Here is a 17,653-nt window from a genome sequence, read left to right as displayed (position 1 = left end):
AGTAAACAGTAAACTCAAAACTCACATCTGATAACTGATAACTGATAACTGATAACTGATTATTGATAACTCTCAATTACTTGACGAAAATCGCTTTTTTGTTTGACTCCGCGCATTTCCTTGACTAATTCCCGGTCCTTAAAGAATTGTACCGTGGGAGTCCCGGTTACTTGACCCATTTTGGCAATTTCTGGGTCAGCTTCGATGTCAATTTCCACAAAATAAATTTTGCCATCGTACTCATCGACTACTTTATCTAAAATCGGTTTCAGGGTTTTACAGGGGCCACAGGTGGGAGAAACATATTTTACCATCAACAAGCGATCGCCGTCGTGGAATAATTTCCGCAAAGCATAACCCCCAACGTGACGGGTTTTGTGAATATCAAAAGTCTCCTCCGTATCGGCCGGGGTTTCGCTAACGGTTTTTGTCTCGTAATGTTCAGAAGTGGCTGATTGACGGTATTCTTGGATTAAATTATGCTCCGATAACCATCTTTCTGCCAATAACGCCGCCATACACCCCGTACCTGCGGCGGTGATTGCCTGACGGTATTCGTGGTCCTGCACATCTCCGGCGGCAAAAACCCCCTCGACGCTGGTAGCAACAGTCCCCGGTTTGACTTTCACATAACCCACCTCGTCTAATTCTAGTTGTCCTTGGAATAGGGAAGTATTGGGAGTGTGACCGACGGCATAAAATAACCCTCTAACGGCTAATTCACTGATTTCTCCCGTTTGCGAGTTTTTAATGCGTAATCCTGCCATTTTACTGCCTGTACCGAACACATCCACCGCTTGGGTGTGAAAATGAACGGTAACTTTCGGATTATTTAACACCCGGTCCTGCATTGCTTTCGAGGCGCGCATCGCTTCCCCGCGAATTAATAAATGGACGTGGGAGCCGTATTTAGTTAAATATACGGCTTCTTCTGCCGCCGAGTCACCGCCACCAATCACAGCGAGGTTTTCCTCTCTAAATATCGGTGTAGCACCGTCACAGATAGCACAAGCAGAAATCCCGTTACTCCAGAATTGGGCCTCGCTGGGTAATCCTAAGCGTTTGGCAGTGGCTCCCGTGGCGATAATAATACTATTGGCCTTAACTTCCCGGTCGGTGGAACGAATGGTAAAAGGACGCTGACTTAAATCCACCGAGATAACATCTTCGGTATAGCATTGGGTCCCCCATCTTTCGGCCTGTTCCTTCATTCTTTCCATGAGCTTGGGACCGGTGATTCCTTCGGGAAAACCGGGGAAATTTTCTACTTCTGTGGTGGTCATCAATTGTCCCCCCGGAATGCCTCCCGCTTGGAAACCCTCAAACATCAAGGGTTTTAAGTTCGCACGCGCCGCATAAATCGCCGCCGTATATCCCGCCGGTCCCGAACCAATAATGACTAAATTCTCGACAGTCATAACCGTAAATGCAACTCATAACGACTACGCTTTTTAGTATAGCAGATAATGTCGGGTGGGTTAGACGACGATAAGTTAGATAAGCTGTTCGTAATTTAAATTGCTTGTTGAGACGAGGCAAGAGGCACTCTTGCAAAAGGCAACAGTAAAGGGATTGGGGGAGGTTCGGCTAATCTAAGAATAAGCGGTTTAAATGCGTCTTAGCTTAGTTTACCCATCAGTTTAATATGCGTCCTAACCCAGCAAGAAGTAGATTTCTGCCTAAAAATCCAGAATATCTCGGATAATAGCGGCTCTTCGTTACTTGTTATGGTTCGATAGGGTGGCATAAATAAACTAAATCCTTATCTGGCAAGAGATTTAATTGATTAGTTCGCTCTAGATCAAAAACAATTGACAAAAATCGCTAAACGTCTTTCTCTATAAGGATTCCATCCCTTATAAACCCCGTCCATTGCATAACACAAACCGAAGACCCATAATAGCTTTTAAATCGGCATCAGCAGGACGTTTGACAAACTGCTCATGGCTGTAAATCCAAACCAGTTTAATTGTGTAGGTAGTCGCGCTCACCAAATACATTAATCTAATTTGCCCCGCAGCACCTTTTGAAACCCGGATATCGAGCTTGTGAAAAGTCCAGCCTTCCGGCAACTGAATTTTCCCCGGTAGAGGTTCCTGACGGGAGTTATGGGGATATTGGTCGTCGATTAAATCCTCTAAAGTTTTGGTAATAAGTTCAACAAAGCTATTTTTGTGAACTTTTGCCAGTTTTTTGAAAGAGCGCTCGAAGTTGTCAGAAGATTCAATCGAGAAGGGAATTGAGCCAGTCATGCACTTCTCCTTTCCCAATAGGATGAGAAGATTCCGTCGCCAATGCTTCCTTCAAAACTTCAGACATGGCTGCTTTGTAGGCCGGATGTTCCTGTTCTATCAAATCAAGCTTTTGATAACCTAATGCTTTCATATCATCAAGGAGAATTGGCTCTGTGGAACTTTCTTCTGGTGGCAGACCTTTACGAGCCTTTTTCCAAGGAAATTCCGCGTGAGTCATGTCACTCAACCGATAGGCGTGGTAGTTACCGAAATATTGCCAAATTTCTGCTAAAAGTTCTTTTTTCTCCGATGGCAGCCCAGACAGGCATTCTTGGCGAGGAATTGGTAATTGTTCAGCCTCAAAATCACTGTAGAACTTATAAGCAGCAGGACAAACCGGACCGTAACGCCATGCTTGAATTTCCTCCTTAAACAATGGTTCATCGTATAGGGCCAAATGCAAGCTCTGTGCATAATATAAAAGCTTTTGGACTTTCATATTAGTCATTTCAGCGTCCATACCATCCTCGTAAGCTCTGATAATAAAGTAGCGAGCCACAGTCAGGCAGTCAATCATAGATCCACAAAATTTCTAAAATATCGACCTATGACCATTGTAGAAGAAATTGACAATTAGTACAAGTGTATAAAGAAAGCTTAACAATGCTCATGGGGTAATGGGCGAAGTTTTAATATTTTTCGTCACCGACTCTGCCAGTGGGTAAAGTCTGCCGCAAATTGAGCTAGGGATAACAGCTTAATACGGGTATCTTGAGCAACTTTTTGGCGCATTTGAGCCGTATTATATCCCCAATCGGCTAAATATAAGCCCACATCGTTTAAATCGGCTTGTTGCTGCACTAATTCCAACGCATCGAGACGATCCTCGACAAACCACAAATTAGCGGGGGATTCCGGTAAATCAGCCAGTATTTGCTGAATAGTCAGGTATTTCGGCTGTTTAATTTCCTTGCCAATTAATCTCGCTGCCGGAAAATTAATTGCTACTTTTTGTAACAATTGCTTGACAAAACGGCTTTCTTTTGTAGTGATAATATAAACCAAAAAATCCGAGTCTAAAAGAGAGGCCAGGCGATCGATTGCGGGTTGATAAAATTGATGTAAGGCTAACCAAGACTCTAGATCCGACTCAATCCATCGATCCCTAAGACCATCGAGGGCATTTGAGAGAACTTTTTTCGCTATTTTCTCCCTTTCTAGTAGATTTTGCCGAATTGACGGCCAATTATTTAAAGCTTCCCCGTCGGGAATACCGAGAACAAGCGATCGCAACAGTAAAGGCATTTCCCAACCGGTTTCGATAACGGGACGAAGTTGCGAAAAACTAGGGAAAAAATCCTCGGGAATTATTTCCGGCCAAAGGGTTTCATAGGTGCGTTTGCTAATCTGAAAATACTCGATCATGCCATCACAAAGAACACCATCAAAATCCAGTGCTAGAATGCGGGGGGATTGACTCATAAATGCTGGTTTAATCTCAATAATGGCAGTATAGCGCAGCTATTAGCTATTCTTTGCTTCATCGTTGACATAACATAGCTGTCTGATGATTTCGGTGACAGAATTTTTCAATCCCTCTACATGAATCCAGCCCACATATACAGCATATACGATATTTTGGTGATTGTCCTGTATATAAACATGATGAACACGATATAAATCTGAGCTTAAATAAATATAACCACTGGCATCTTTAAATTTACCTTCTAGTAATATTTTTTCTTTTAGAGGTTTCATTTTTACCAGATCTTTAGTCACTCCAGATATTTTAGCTATTCTTTCTATGGCAAGATCAACACAAGTGTTATGACTGTAACTATCGCCATGATTATAATCCTGCTGATTAAAATAAATTGTCTCTACGATATTTTTGGCCACTTTATCTGATGCTAGGTAATAGGTATGAGCATTAAGGGAATTCAAGACTACGGCAGCAATTTCTACAGAATCAAAAATATTGCCAGTCGCTTCTAGATAATAATCGCTCATTAAAATCTTGGATACATCGGTTATAGAATCAAAAAGAGGACGAATTGGATAAGCGATAATATCGGAGGAATTGATCAGATTATTCCAGAGCAAACGCTGGCCTTGATGCTGGGTAATAAATTTTTCAATTTGATTAGTATCAATGCCTAGAGTTAGATTTAAAAATGGGATCGGTGAACCCATTGTTGTTACAGTAGATAGGGAAAGTTTGCCCCGTTCTTTACCGATAAGATCACGAATTTTGTGAGCGGGATCCTGAGGGTCAAAACGCTCGGAAAATAACAGATCCCAAAGGATTACAGTACCCAAAGAATGGGCAACTATATGTAATTCGGTTTCCTGGGGATAAGCTTGAACAAGATCGATTAATTGGTCGGCAATAATGCGGCGAATTTGGTTTCCTCGATCGCTGCCTAAATAGCTAAATGCGTCACCAATAAAATAAGATAAATACTCTTTTCTAAAATTTTGATAGCGAAAGGATTGCTCGGGGTTAAAATTAATATTTTTCTGTTTTTGTGTCTGTAATTCTTGCTCGATATCTCGCCATAATTTTTCGGTTCCCTTGAGAACATTTCCCCAAAATCCTGCATAACAGTAGGGAATCGCCAGATTTTTGCGTTTACATTCTTCTTCAATTAGTTTGATTAATTTATTGGCATAACTAGCATCTCTTGTGGCCACTCCATGAATAAAGTAAATCAGCATAATAGATTTATCTCAATAGGCGTTGATCGGAATCTCTCACCTTCTTAATATACCCTTCTAGCTTCAGAAAAATATCAGGATGGAGCGAGATATAGTAATGCACAATTAAGGTCATTTGTCAAGAGATGGTGGAGTGATTATTTAGGTTCTCTCTCCACTGACCAATCCTCTGAGGATAATCCCATAGTTTCTACTACTTTTACACAAAAATAGTAGATATCTTTGGAAGATTTACCGATTATTCCTAGTATTTATCACTCTAACACAGCAATTTGGCACTGCCCAGAATCATGGCGGTGGGTTACGCATTGCTAACTCACTCTCAGGGTCCACTTCATCTCCCCGATGAAGTTAAATAAAGTTACCTGCCACCAGATTATTACTATTAACCAATCTCAAAAGAACCGAGGAAGCGTTGCTTGAAAAAGCAGCCTCAGCACCTTGAATAATCAGTGCATCTAAGCTACTACCATCGGTGCTGATGGTGAAGACATTACCACTGTAGCTACCAGAAAGGTAGTAGTTTGTACCAGAAACCAGACTAGAAGTTAAAACCCCAATCCCGGATATTGCAGAACTCGAAGAATCCAGATCAAGTATATCTCCTAGGGGACCAGCGGTTCGGTCTAACCGTGTATTAGACACCTCCAAAATTCAGGCTAGATTGAGGTTAATTGCTGGAAATGTCTATTGTACTGCAAGGGAATCAGGAGCCGCCCAAGATCCATTGGTTCGCCACCTCAGTTTCCCCCCATGGGAACTGCCTGACTTCAGCGGCGACAAAGTGGGAAGCCAGACTTTCAATCAGTTTAACCAGAGTGGAATCAGTCACCACTGCAACCTTACTGACGTACTTGTGATGGTCGCGTATCAGCCGGAAATGAGCAACCAAGGCACCAAAACTCTCCCAACCAGTGAACGTGGGAACTTCGATGATTACGCCAGCAAGGCCACCAGTGGCTTCAATGTGGGGGTCCACTGCCTCCGCAATCTTGATGAAATCTTCCGCCGCAAGTGCAGATGTAGGTTGCATATACAGAATGCTATGCGCCGCGTCTAAATTATAATCTATCATAGTTTGCCTCTCCCAAATGGTCGAAGTATAACTATATACTATCACAAATAGTGGGACAAAGATTGAGGCAAAATCAATAAGCGATCGCAGAAAATAACCACAAAGACACAAAGACACAAAGACACAAAGACACAAAGATTAGGCTGGTTAATTCTTCTTGCCATCTAATCAGAATTGGGTGGTTTATGCGTTGCTAACCAACCCAACTGGACTTTATTTGACTGGTAATTTTCTAGATATTAATTAAGCTTAAAGATGGCATAGCCAACGCATAATTGAAACCAGTTGATTATCATTGGTTAAGTTAGCGGCATTGGTGAGTTTTTTCGTCTCTAATTGCTGATAAATTTCCCTAGCCATTTTTGTTTCAATAGCAGCGCCGATAAAAAAAGTATAAGGATGCTTAGAGATTTTTCTAAAAGCATCATCAATTCTCTGCAAAGCAGTACGAGCAGTTTTCCAATGTTCATCTGCTCCTGCGGGATCAATCCCACCTTTCAATTCTCCCAAAGCAATGTATAAATCAGCAGATTGTAAGGTTTGTTTTTTGATTTTTTGATTAGCTAATTGCGTCGAATCACATTTTAAAAGGCACAAATCAATATTGTTGTTATTAACAATGGGAACATTGACATTATAAATTATTGTTCTTGGTTGGCTGTTATTTAACCAGCTAACACCTCTAACCAAGATTTCTAGATTAGGTGTCATTTCTTCAGCTTCTCTCCATTGATTATTACTAGAATTGAGCCAATCATAAGCAATCCCTGCTACTCTTAAAGTTGCTAATAGAGAACGAGTAAATTTACTTTGAGCTAAGGAGCCACCCGCGTTTCTCATGATTCCTCCTAAAGTGTCACCCCGAATCAATAGAAATCTATAGACTAACTCCTCGACAAAATTAGTCCCCGCAGGTTCCAGAAAATTGACAATTAATTCTTGAATTGCTTCTACCTTGTCTTGGGAATGTAAATAATTTTTAGCCTTATCAGAAATTCCCGATGCAGTTAATAAAGCCGCTTGAATATCTGGGATGTTTAGTAAATCTCTAGGATTGTTTACGGTTTGTGCAATAATTTTTAAGGTTCTTGCTTCTGCAATTAAAGGAGTAGCTCTCTGATTTTTTTCTAAGGCTAGAGCAATAAATCCTGAACGGATAGCTTCATAGGTAGTCTCCAAATCACAACTTTGGTTTAAATGCAAGAGATAGGGTTTTTCCATTAAGGCTTTCTCCACACATAAATACATTTTCTTAAAGATTCTCTACCATGACATCCCATTTGCTGACTACTATTACCTTTTCCCTGAGGAACTACTAAAATATTTTCTACTTTAAATCCAATTTCTTCGGCAATTTTTGACAAAATTAAATCTACAGAAATACTAGCTCCCGCATAGCGCACGTTATCATTAATCATACAGAAAATACCCGAGGATTTCATAACCCGAAAGCATTCATAAATTAGACAAGACATTTCCAGAAAATACCCTCTAATCATCCGAGGAATACCATGGTTATTTAAGGCCTTGCTTGATTTTAATTCCTCTAAATAACCCAGGATACTCTCTAATAATTTTTGACGATCAGTTATGGCAATGGCTGGCGACCAATGTTCATTTATTTTTAGTAACTCTTTGGGTTTATTTTCAACAGTGCAACTAAGCATTTGTTGACGTAATTGTTTTAATTGTAGTTGATCTATTCCCAATAGAGCCAATTCTAAAGCGTAGATACGAGTATAATCATAGCGATTACAATAAGGAGGAGAAGTAATAATAGAATCGTATTTTTCTGAGGAAATCTCTGGCAAAATCTCAAGACAAGAACCTTGATATAGTTGAATTTTTCCCCGAGGATAATCTCTAGAAAAAAGTTCCAATTGTTGCTGACTAGGCTCTAAATCTGCGAGAATTTCTCGTAACTTGCTATGTAGGGCAATTTTAAAGTCTAAAATTTTTCCTTTGTCAAATATATTTTTGCCCTGTTGTTTACCAGAACGATAATCCCAACGGAGGTATTGACCATCTTTTCTAGTATAGCTAATTGATTCGAGAATAGAAAGTAAGGCAAATTTTAAGATCGATTGCACTCGCTCATTCTCTTGGGCAATCAACCCTAAGTAACTTTCTATACAAGCCTGATTTTCTTGGGGATATGCTCCTTGAGTAATTGGTAATTCTAATAACTTAACTTTGTCATCTACCTGTTGCCAAAGGCTATGGTTAGACCAATACTCTAGACGATGTATATCATCACTATTTAAGCCATTTTCTAAAATTTGTCTAGTAATAATTAATTCCTGTCCAATCGGCAATAATTCTATTCCATCTGCTGATAAACCCCTGGCCGCCGCCGCAAATAAAGTTGTTCCGCTCCCGGCGAAAGGGTCTAGTATTTTTCCTTGTTTGATACCATATTTTTCTAGAAGATAAACTATCAGATCAACGGAAAAACCCTCTTTATATTTATACCAGCGATAAACTGGTTGGTTCTTATTACCTTGAAAACTCACTAGGGTACGAGATAATTGCTCAGAATCAAGTAATTTGTCTTGAAAATAATTAAATAATTCTCGATCGAGATTGTTGATTTCTAACAATCTTTCTGCTACATTAACTGAACTATTAATCATTTAGGTTTACTGGCGAAATTGCCGAAAAATAATTATCAGAGTTTATCTTTATTTGAGGGGTAATTTTAATCGGTGGGGAAAGGGCGATACTTAAGGATTAATTCTCGCACCGATTCCCCTAGATTTAATCTCAATCCCCTAGACAAATACCCAAACCCCTGGCGGTTTTGACTAAAGTTTCTTCGGGATCGACGACGCGATAGGTTTTAATCGCCTCCTCGATGGGAACACTGACCACTTGCCGATTTTGCCAGGCCACCATGCGATCGAATTCTCCCCTGGCGATCAGAGCCACGGCCGCCACGCCAAAAGCCGCCCCCAGTAAGCGATCCATCGGAGAAGGAATACCCCCCCGTTGAATGTGGCCCAGGAAAGTCACTCTCGTTTCGGCCCCGGTTTCCCTGGCAACTTCTTCGGCTAAATAGCGACCGATACCCCCGAGACGATCTTCTCCTAGGGCTTCCTTTTGCACTAGGCGATTGCCAGTTTCGGTACGCACAGCCTCGGAGACAATAATCAGAGAAAACTGTTTATCCAGACGCTGCCGTTGCCGGATCTTCTCGCAGATCTTCTCTAATCGGTAGGGAATTTCGGGAATGAGAATGATATGGGCCCCCCCCGCAATACCGGCAGCTAGGGCGATATGGCCGGCATCTCTACCCATAACTTCTAGAATCATCACCCGGTTATGACTAGCGGCGGTAAAATGGAGGCGATCGAGGGCTTCTGTGGCGATATTAGTAGCTGTATCGAAGCCGATGGAGACTTCTGTAGCTCCCACATCATTATCGATGGTTTTGGGGATACCAATCAGATTAATGCCTCCCTGTTGGGCAATACGGCGCAAAATCGCCAGACTACCATCGCCACCGATGCCGATCAGGGCATCCAGTCCCAGACTATGATAGCCGTCAATGATTTCCTGAGAGCGATCGATCAGGGTTCCATCCGGCATCGGGAAAGCGAAGGGATCCCCTTTATTGGTAGTACCGAGAATTGTTCCTCCCATCACCAACAGGCGATCGACTCCTTCAATATCAAAGATAGTGGTTTTGGGGGGACGGCTAATTAATCCGTTCGTTGCTTCTCGAATACCCACCACTTCCCAGCCATAATTGCCACTGGCATGGTGGACAACGGCACGAATGGCGGCATTTAAACCCGCACAGTCACCACCACTGGTGAGAATTCCAATTCGTTTTTTTTCACCCATAGGTTTTTGTCAGGAGATCAACAAATCTATATTTAGGGAAAAGTTGCGGATAATGCCTGAAAATTAAGAAAGTTTCTAGATCGTCCCTGACAGCTAGGGGAAAAATCGGGATATTCTGGTTTCTGTGTGGAAACGAGTTTTATACTGATAGTCTCTTCCGCAAAATAGTCCTAATACTAAATCCGTTGAATATAGGCTACATATCAGGAGAGGCACTCCACTTGCGGGAGTGACTCTTAAATGATTACAGATGTGTCAGCAGCTGCGTGTAAGCATCCCACCGAAAAACTAATGCACGGGGGGTTTGGGGGGTTCTACCCCCCAAAAGCTTGGATTGAGTGATCAAGTCGGAAGTAATACTAAATCCGTTGGGTATAGGCTAAATATCAGGAGAGGCACTCATGCAAAACGGAGAATAAATAATCAGTTTTTAATAACCAGATTTAGTATAAAAGTTCTGCCCGATAAGCACTTCAGGATTCCATAAGCAAAAATTATCACACAAAGTCGAGAAGAGCCACAACCGAAAAATCCGCCCCCATTTCCTCAGTAATCGATCACGAGCAGGGTATGCAGGGCGACACGGATTCCCATTATACTAGAAAGTATATAGCAATATTAGGGCATTTGTCAACCCCAATGTACGAGAAATTTTCTGATAACTGATAGCCGATCAATTTAACTATTTACTGCTTGCTGAAGACGGGATATATCCCAACCTTTTTGATTGAGAAGTAGCCAAGACTGCATTAAATCTGGACCGTGTAACTCCCCCATCAAAGCGGCGCGTAGAGACTTCATCACCAGACCCTTTTTAACCCGATGGGCTTTAGTTGTTGTCTCCACAATACCCTTAGCAACTTCTCCAGTCAAATCGGGAGTAATAGCGGCAAGAATATCCTTGATAATATCCTTAACTCCCTCTAATTGTAATTGACTCAAAGCCTCCTGATTATAATTCGCCAGAGGGGTTAAAAGTAAGCGACTTTCAGCGACAGCATCGCTTAAACGAGTTAAACTCGGACCGATGAGAGTAGCCAAACCGATCAACCAAGCTCGATCGGTTTCAGCAGCAAAATTATACCCTGCTTCTTGCCAGTAGGGGAGAAGTAAAGGCACTAATTCCTCACCGGTTAACCGATGGAGATATTGACTATTAATCCAATCCAGTTTAGTCCAGTCAAATTTTGCCCCCGCTTTATTTACCCGTTCTAAACTAAACACTTCAGCAGCCGCTTCAAGGGTAAAAATTTCTTCAGTGGAATCGGGAGGAGTCCACCCGAGTAGAGTCATGTAATTAACCAAAGCTTGCGGCAGAAAACCCAGTTTTCGGAAATCATCGATCGAAGTGACTCCATCCCGTTTAGATAACTTACGACCCTCCTGATTTAAGATCAAAGGACTGTGGGCAAACTCAGGCACTTTTGCCCCCAAAGCTTCGTATAAAAGAATTTGTTTAGCCGTATTAGCGATGTGATCTTCCCCACGAATAACATGGGTAATTTCCATATCGATATCATCAACAACTACCGCTAAATTATAGAGAGGCTGACCGAAGTTTTCTTCCCCATTTTCCGAGGTACGAGCGATCACCATATCCCCCCCTAAATCACTACCTTTCCAGATGACTTTTTCCCGGATTAAATCCTGCCAAATAATTTCTTGATCGTCATCAATAATAAAACGAATTACTGCTTTTCTCCCCGCTTGCTCGAATTGCGCTTGTTGTTCGGGGGTGAGATAACGATGACGATTATCATAACGGGGGGCAAGATTGCGGGCTTTTTGTTCTTCCCGCATTTTTTCCAATTCTTCTGGGGTACAATAACAACGATAGGCTAAACCTCGATCGAGCAGGGTTTGAATAGCTTGACGATAATAATTAAGGCGTTGAGTTTGAAAAAAAGGACCTTCATCCCAATTCAGTCCTAACCATTGTAGGCCCGCTTGAATATTTTCGGTATATTCTGGTCGAGAACGTTCTAAATCTGTATCTTCCACGCGCAAGATAAATTTCCCTCGGTGATGACGGGCAAAAAGCCAGTTAAACACGGCTGTGCGCGCTGTTCCAATGTGTAAATTTCCCGTGGGACTGGGGGCAATACGAACTCTCACTGTCACGATTTAACTCCTAGGTTTTTTGCGGCAACGATATCCCATATTATGGCAAATTCCCCTAGGCCAACTCGCGAAATTAAGAAAATTAAATGAATAGCTACCAAAAGGTGAGGGAGGAACAACAAACTCTCAAGAATTGAAGTTTCCCTCTCCGGGGAGAGGGGTTGAGGGGGAGATATTTCAATAACCGTGTTATTTCGGTAATTTAGGCAGCGATTAAAGATTTGCTCAAAGGTTGCCAACGGAAATATCTTTCCCCACCCAATTCGAGGACAAATTTTAACCGGGGTTCCTGTTGACTAAGATTAATTAAGTATTGTTTTTCTTCCGAGGATAAAACAAAACTTTCAATAATCCAAATCACTAAACCTTTAGATTTGGGGGGTAAATTTTCCAATTGATAGGTAGCAATGGGAGGAATAAAATAAACCGGTCCGACGGCTGCTTCCCGACCAATATTTTTTTTACCTAAATGGGGGGGACGGACTCCATGAATGCCGGTAAGATAGGCACTTAAATCCCCTAGACCTCTAGCGGTGATATGCAGGACATTGTAACCGGTGGCCCGTAAACGTCTTTGATAGCGTCCCTCGTAACCCCCTTCTAAGGGTGCGTAAACCCCTAAAGCACCGTATTGTTCCAGATCGCGAATAAATGGTTTTCCCGTGGTCAGTAGTGCCATAGCTAGTGAAAAAATCTTTTTCCCTATAATCGCACGTTTTGTTAAGTTGTGCGTCACCTGAACAAAGAAAGACTTAAGATCAAAGATAGAGAGGGACAATCGCTACTCTCTACCGAGGAGGTAATATGTTTCACGATCTCCTTTATCCCAACGGACTGCTTTATATCCTCATTAAACTAACTGTTTTAGCTTTAGCAGTCTTGCTCTGGTTTATGGTCGTTTCGGCCCCAGCTGTCTGAAAAAAACACTGCTCTTGTCTCAGGTTAGCCTTGTCTTCTACAATTAGCGTTCTATGCAATGGCTAAATTTTGTCGATGACTCCTGTTAAATTGCCGATCGATCCTTTTCTGAAACCCAACCTAACCACTAAACTCCTAGGGGTTGGGTTGGTATTGACAATTATTTTTATCCTGATTGCCCTGTTTTCGCCCCTTCTGCAAGCGATCAGCCTGATTCAGGATCCAACCGACATTTTAAGCAATTATCCCCTACAAGCCCCCAGTTCTGCCCATTGGTTCGGGACGAATGTGCGCGGTTATGATGTCTTTTCCCGCACCCTATTCGGGGCCCGGGCGGCCTTGTCCGTGGTATTTTTGGCCACAGGATTATCTTTAGTCATCGGGGTTCCTTTAGGGTTAATTAGCGGTTATTTGGGGGGTAAGATCGATCGCGTTCTCCTCTTTCTCATGGATACCCTCTACACCTTGCCGGGGTTATTATTATCGGTGGCTCTGGCTTTCGTTTTGGGTCGTGGTATCGTCAATGTAGCGATCGCTGTTAGCATTGCCTATATTCCCCAATATTTTCGCGTGGTCAGAAATCAAACCGCCAGCGTTAAAAATGAGTTATTTATCGAAGCGGCACGAGCGATCGGTGCTAGTCCAGGCCGGATACTATCAAAATATCTTTTCTTTAATGTCGTCCAGAGTGTCCCGGTTCTTTTTACCCTCAACGCGGCGGATGCGATCCTTGTTTTAGGCGGTTTAGGCTTTTTAGGCTTAGGATTACCAGAAGAAGTGCCGGAATGGGGTCATGATCTCAAGGAAGCTTTGGCGGATTTATCTACAGGTATCTGGTGGACTACTTTATTTCCCGGATTAGCGATGACCACGATGGTGGTGGGTTTATCTCTCTTGGGAGAGGGGTTAAGTGAAATTTTTAACCCCCTGAGTCGTAAACGCTAAAAGCGCGGGCCAGAGTTCGAGGGAAATCAACTCAGGACACCCGCACCCTCAGCCTCTCTGTCCAGTAACGATGTAGGATACCCTTTGGGCGATATTGGTGGCGTGATCGGCCATACGTTCCAGATGACGGATTAGTAAAGCCATCAGCAGGATTGGTTCCACCACACCCTTAATATCTCTTTGATGGGCGAGAGTGTGATAAAGATAGTCATAGGCTTGATCGACCGTATTATCTAGTTCTTTGACCTTTGGACCGGCTTCCTGATCGAGGTCAGCCAGAGCAACCAGACTCGTGGCTAACATATACTGAGCATGGTGGGACATGGCCTCGATCTCACTCATACAATCGTGGGGAGTATAGGCGAATAACTTGAGTGCTATTTCGGCTAAATCCTTAGCATAATCGCCGATACGTTCCAAATCGCGCACTAATTGCATAAAAGCACTTAAAAGCCGCAAATCTTGGGCTACGGGAGCCTGTAGAGTCATGAGAGTGGCGCAATCTAACTCGATTTGACGGTAGTAGCGATCGATTTCCTTGTCAAGGGGGGCGATTTTTTTCGCCATTTCCAAATCCCTAGCAAAAAGGGATTGATGGCTAAGACGAAAGGATTCTTCGACCAAGGTTCCCATTCTCAGCACATCCTGTTCCAATCGCTGGAGAGAACGAGCGAAATAGGTGCGATCGGGATGATTGGTTTCTTTGGATAGGCTCACGGTCGGATTCGCTTAACATAAAACTACTCTTTCTCTACAGTGATAACAAGAAAATTTTCGATTTTGTACAGTTGTCCAGAGAACTTGACAGATTTTTTTCTCCCCACACCCCACACCCATCACCTCATCTCCTTTTTTTGACGGGGGAGAGTGACTTGTAGGCGAGCGCCGCCGGTGTTAGGATCATTTTGAGCGACGATCGAACCGCCATGGGCTTGAATAATCTCTTTGGCAATCGATAAACCTAAACCGGTACTATAATCCTTTGTGCCTTGTTTTTGACGGGTGCGGGAAGGATCACCGCGAAAGAGGCGATCAAAAACGTAGGGTAGATCCGCTTCGTTAAATCCCTTCCCGTTGTCGATAACGTCAATTTTTAGCCATTTTTCCCCGATAGTATCGGATATTTCTCGAATTTCTAGGCGAATTTTCCCTCGATCGGGACTATACTTGATGGCATTATCAAAGAGATTCAGGAAAACTTGCAGCAGACGAGAATGATCCACTTCCAGCGTCCAATCCACCGGAGAGGAATAATCTAAGCTAATCTGTTTTTGGGCGGCTATTGGGGTGACAGTCTGCCAAGCGGCGCGGATTAGATCCTGTAGATTAATCATCTGGTATTGTAAAGATCGCCCCGCATCCGCTTGTAATTCACTGATTTCTAGCCAATCGCAGACTAATTGACTCAAACGCTCCACTTCTTTCCCCATTTGTTCTAACCAGCGTCTTTCGGGAGCTTGGAGGCGTTTTTGTAAAGCTTCGGTAAGGAGAGAAATGGAGGTTAAGGGAGTGCGTAACTCGTGAGTTAAGTCAGAGAAAGCTCGCTCGCGATTTTGCGATAATTCCACTAAAGGCTGTCTATTTTCGATAAATACAGCGATTTGACCTTCTGGCAAGGGATAACCGTAACCTTTCAAGGCAATCGATTTAGGAGCAATCACTTGGCGATCGCTAATGGGGGTGACAGGATAATTAGTCGGGTAAAAAGTCCAAGTTTGCACCTGTGGACTCTGTTTTTGACGAGTTTCTTGAATTAATTGATCTAATTCGTAGGAGCGCACTAATTCCAGCAGCAGACGTACCTGATCTGGCTGCCAGCGATCGAGTTTTAAGAGGGTAATTGCCTGTTGATTACACCAGAGCAGTTGATTATCGGCATCTATATGAAGATAGGCGATCGGCGCTCGTTCTAGCAAGGATTTCTGAATTTCTAAGCTCTTTTCTCGCTCTTGCAGACTTTGGGAGAGAAACTGTAATTCTCGACGCACCAGGGAGGTAACGGGAAAAGAAGCCGACAAATCCGCCGAATCCGAGAGAGCGCTCAGGGTTCGCTTTAACTCTCTATTTAAGCGTGAGACTTGCCAGTAACAAATACTCAAACCTAAAACTACTCCGAAAATAAAAGCGAAAATAGTCATTGTCTGCGCGAGCGGCGATCGCTAATCGGGAAAATATAATCGCTCACCTAGCCAAAACGATAACCGAAACCGCGTACAGTAATCAGGTATTCCGGTTGACTGGGATCGATTTCTAGTTTTTCCCGTAACCAGCGAATGTGAACATCGACGGTTTTGGTGTCTCCTAAAAAATCTGGCCCCCAAATTTGTTCAATTAATTGCTCTCTTGACCAAACTCGGCGCGGATAACTCATAAATAGGTCTAGGAGACGGAATTCTTTAGGAGAAAGGTTAATTTCTTCATCTCGCACCGTCACCCGACATTCCTGGGGATAGAGAAGAACATCGCGGAATTTTCGCACGGGAGCGGCAGCTAGGGAAGTAAATCCTTGACGACGAATGAGAGCGCGACAACGAGCGACTAATTCTCGCATACTAAAGGGTTTAGTCAGATAATCATCGGCACCTACTTCTAAACCCAAAACTCGATCGGTTTCGCTGGCCTTAGCACTTAAAATTAAAATCGGGATAATATTGCCGTGATAGCGCAACAGACGACAGATATCAAGACCGTTGATTTGGGGTAACATTAAATCCAAAACGACCAAATCAAAACGAGACTCACCGTGATTAGATTCTTGACTTTGCAGTAATTCTAGGGCAACGCGACCATCACTAACACCGAGAGCCTCGTAACCTTCTTCTTCCAAAGCCAAAATAATCATATCCCGAATCACTTCTTCATCTTCAACGATTAAAATCCGATGATTGGGAACGAAATCCGCACTCGCCGACAAGGGGGGGGTGTCAAGGGTTAACATAAAAATACTTGATTATTCGTCCTAATTTTATCTCAATTTGTCAACCTGCACTCGTTTTGGAAGGCTAGAGCCGAATGTTATTACAGTTATCTACATGGTTAGAGGTGGAATCCTATCTAGAACAATCTCAGGGAATTATTATTCCCATTGGTTCCACGGAACAACACGGGCCGACGGGACTGATTGGTACAGATGCTCTATGTGCGGAGGCGATCGCTAAAGGAGTGGGGAAACAGGTACGAGCAATGGTAGCACCCACCTTAAATGTCGGTATGGCCCTACATCACACGGCTTTCCCTGGTACAATTAGCCTTCGTCCTAGCACTTTGATTCAAGTCATCCTCGACTATGTGACTTGTTTAGCTAGAGCCGGTTTTCGTCAATTTTTCTTTATTAATGGTCACGGGGGCAATATTGCCACCCTAAAGGCCGCTTTTGCGGAAACCTATTATCATTTGGATTCCCTCAATTTACCTAACACAAACGAGGTTAAATGTCAAGTGGCCAATTGGTTTATGGTGCGAGAAGTTTATCTTTTAGCCAAAGAATTGTATGGAGATCAGGAGGGTTCCCACGCTACACCGAGCGAAGTGGCGTTAACTCAGTATCTTTACCCTGAGAGCCTTAAAAACGCCTTTTTATCCGAAAAAGTGGCTTCTGGTCATGGTATTTACGGTGCGGCTAATTTTCGCCAAAACTACCCCGATGGTCGTATGGGTTCCAATCCTGCTTTAGCCACTCCCGAACACGGTCAGAGGTTCTATGAATTAGCCGTGAAAGAATTGAGTAATAATTATTTAGAATGGCTCTCTTGTCCTGTGTCTGAGTTGATTAGTGACTAGGCCACCGAGACCCAGA

General features: G+C 42.9%; 17 protein-coding genes. 2 read left to right on the top strand and 15 right to left on the bottom strand.

Annotated elements, in window-relative coordinates; translation table 11 throughout:
• Window positions 1–59: 59 nt before the first annotated feature.
• The 12 genes from trxB to MAE_RS22915 form a co-directional block, all read right to left on the bottom strand.
• Window positions 60–1,418 carry a thioredoxin-disulfide reductase gene (gene trxB, locus MAE_RS22970; protein ID WP_002759688.1) on the bottom strand — a complete coding sequence of 453 codons (1,359 nt, stop codon included), beginning with the start codon at window positions 1,416–1,418 and terminating at the stop codon, window positions 60–62.
• Between the two features lie 438 nt (window positions 1,419–1,856).
• Window positions 1,857–2,252, bottom strand: coding sequence for a hypothetical protein (locus MAE_RS22965; protein WP_041804309.1), 396 nt, complete (start codon window positions 2,250–2,252; stop codon window positions 1,857–1,859).
• Window positions 2,224–2,811: a Panacea domain-containing protein gene (locus MAE_RS22960; protein ID WP_002759690.1), complete on the bottom strand. Its 588-nt coding sequence runs from the start codon at window positions 2,809–2,811 to the stop codon at window positions 2,224–2,226. Before MAE_RS22960 ends, MAE_RS22965 begins: the two co-directional genes overlap by 29 nt.
• Window positions 2,812–2,936: 125 nt before the next feature.
• On the bottom strand, window positions 2,937–3,716 hold the full coding sequence (locus tag MAE_RS22955) for an HAD family hydrolase (protein ID WP_012267643.1): 780 nt from the start codon (window positions 3,714–3,716) through the stop codon (window positions 2,937–2,939).
• A 42-nt stretch (window positions 3,717–3,758) separates the two neighbouring features.
• Window positions 3,759–4,952: a hypothetical protein gene (locus MAE_RS22950; protein WP_002759692.1), complete on the bottom strand. Its 1,194-nt coding sequence runs from the start codon at window positions 4,950–4,952 to the stop codon at window positions 3,759–3,761.
• A gap of 351 nt (window positions 4,953–5,303) precedes the next feature.
• Window positions 5,304–5,597 carry a hypothetical protein gene (locus MAE_RS22945; RefSeq protein ID WP_002759693.1) on the bottom strand — a complete coding sequence of 98 codons (294 nt, stop codon included), beginning with the start codon at window positions 5,595–5,597 and terminating at the stop codon, window positions 5,304–5,306.
• Window positions 5,598–5,658: 61 nt separating this feature from the next.
• Window positions 5,659–6,027, bottom strand: a complete 369-nt coding sequence (locus MAE_RS22940; protein ID WP_041804308.1) for an STAS/SEC14 domain-containing protein — start codon at window positions 6,025–6,027, stop codon at window positions 5,659–5,661.
• Between the two features lie 249 nt (window positions 6,028–6,276).
• Window positions 6,277–7,275, bottom strand: a complete 999-nt coding sequence (locus MAE_RS22935) for a type II restriction endonuclease (protein ID WP_002759695.1) — start codon at window positions 7,273–7,275, stop codon at window positions 6,277–6,279.
• Window positions 7,248–8,660: a DNA methyltransferase gene (locus MAE_RS22930; RefSeq protein WP_002759697.1), complete on the bottom strand. Its 1,413-nt coding sequence runs from the start codon at window positions 8,658–8,660 to the stop codon at window positions 7,248–7,250. Before MAE_RS22930 ends, MAE_RS22935 begins: the two co-directional genes overlap by 28 nt.
• 130 nt (window positions 8,661–8,790) lie before the next feature.
• Window positions 8,791–9,873 carry an ATP-dependent 6-phosphofructokinase gene (locus tag MAE_RS22925; protein WP_012267640.1) on the bottom strand — a complete coding sequence of 361 codons (1,083 nt, stop codon included), beginning with the start codon at window positions 9,871–9,873 and terminating at the stop codon, window positions 8,791–8,793.
• 678 nt (window positions 9,874–10,551) lie between these two features.
• On the bottom strand, window positions 10,552–11,994 hold the full coding sequence (gltX, locus tag MAE_RS22920) for a glutamate--tRNA ligase (RefSeq protein WP_012267638.1): 1,443 nt from the start codon (window positions 11,992–11,994) through the stop codon (window positions 10,552–10,554).
• 202 nt (window positions 11,995–12,196) lie between these two features.
• Window positions 12,197–12,673 carry an NAD(P)H-quinone oxidoreductase subunit N gene (locus MAE_RS22915; RefSeq protein ID WP_002747620.1) on the bottom strand — a complete coding sequence of 159 codons (477 nt, stop codon included), beginning with the start codon at window positions 12,671–12,673 and terminating at the stop codon, window positions 12,197–12,199.
• 314 nt (window positions 12,674–12,987) lie between these two features.
• Between MAE_RS22915 and MAE_RS22905 the strand changes: the two genes are divergently transcribed.
• Complete coding sequence (locus MAE_RS22905; RefSeq protein WP_012267637.1) at window positions 12,988–13,857, top strand: ABC transporter permease; 870 nt, start codon at window positions 12,988–12,990, stop codon at window positions 13,855–13,857.
• Window positions 13,858–13,905: 48 nt separating this feature from the next.
• On the opposite strand, the gene phoU is transcribed toward MAE_RS22905, so the two are convergent.
• The 3 genes from phoU to MAE_RS22890 form a co-directional block, all read right to left on the bottom strand.
• Window positions 13,906–14,574 carry a phosphate signaling complex protein PhoU gene (gene phoU / locus MAE_RS22900; RefSeq protein WP_012267636.1) on the bottom strand — a complete coding sequence of 223 codons (669 nt, stop codon included), beginning with the start codon at window positions 14,572–14,574 and terminating at the stop codon, window positions 13,906–13,908.
• A 119-nt stretch (window positions 14,575–14,693) separates the two neighbouring features.
• Complete coding sequence (locus MAE_RS22895; protein WP_012267635.1) at window positions 14,694–15,995, bottom strand: sensor histidine kinase; 1,302 nt, start codon at window positions 15,993–15,995, stop codon at window positions 14,694–14,696.
• A gap of 47 nt (window positions 15,996–16,042) precedes the next feature.
• Window positions 16,043–16,795 carry a response regulator transcription factor gene (locus MAE_RS22890; protein ID WP_012267634.1) on the bottom strand — a complete coding sequence of 251 codons (753 nt, stop codon included), beginning with the start codon at window positions 16,793–16,795 and terminating at the stop codon, window positions 16,043–16,045.
• A 74-nt stretch (window positions 16,796–16,869) separates the two neighbouring features.
• Between MAE_RS22890 and MAE_RS22885 the strand changes: the two genes are divergently transcribed.
• Entirely contained in the window at window positions 16,870–17,637 is a 768-nt protein-coding gene (locus MAE_RS22885) for a creatininase family protein (RefSeq protein ID WP_002796024.1), read from the top strand.
• Window positions 17,638–17,653 lie beyond the last annotated feature (16 nt).

The sequence above is a fragment of the Microcystis aeruginosa NIES-843 genome, from assembly GCF_000010625.1.
Classification (GTDB): Bacteria; Cyanobacteriota; Cyanobacteriia; order Cyanobacteriales; family Microcystaceae; genus Microcystis; species Microcystis aeruginosa.
The sequence above is the reverse complement of the archived record's forward strand: the minus strand, read 5'-3'. Positions and strand labels throughout refer to the sequence as shown.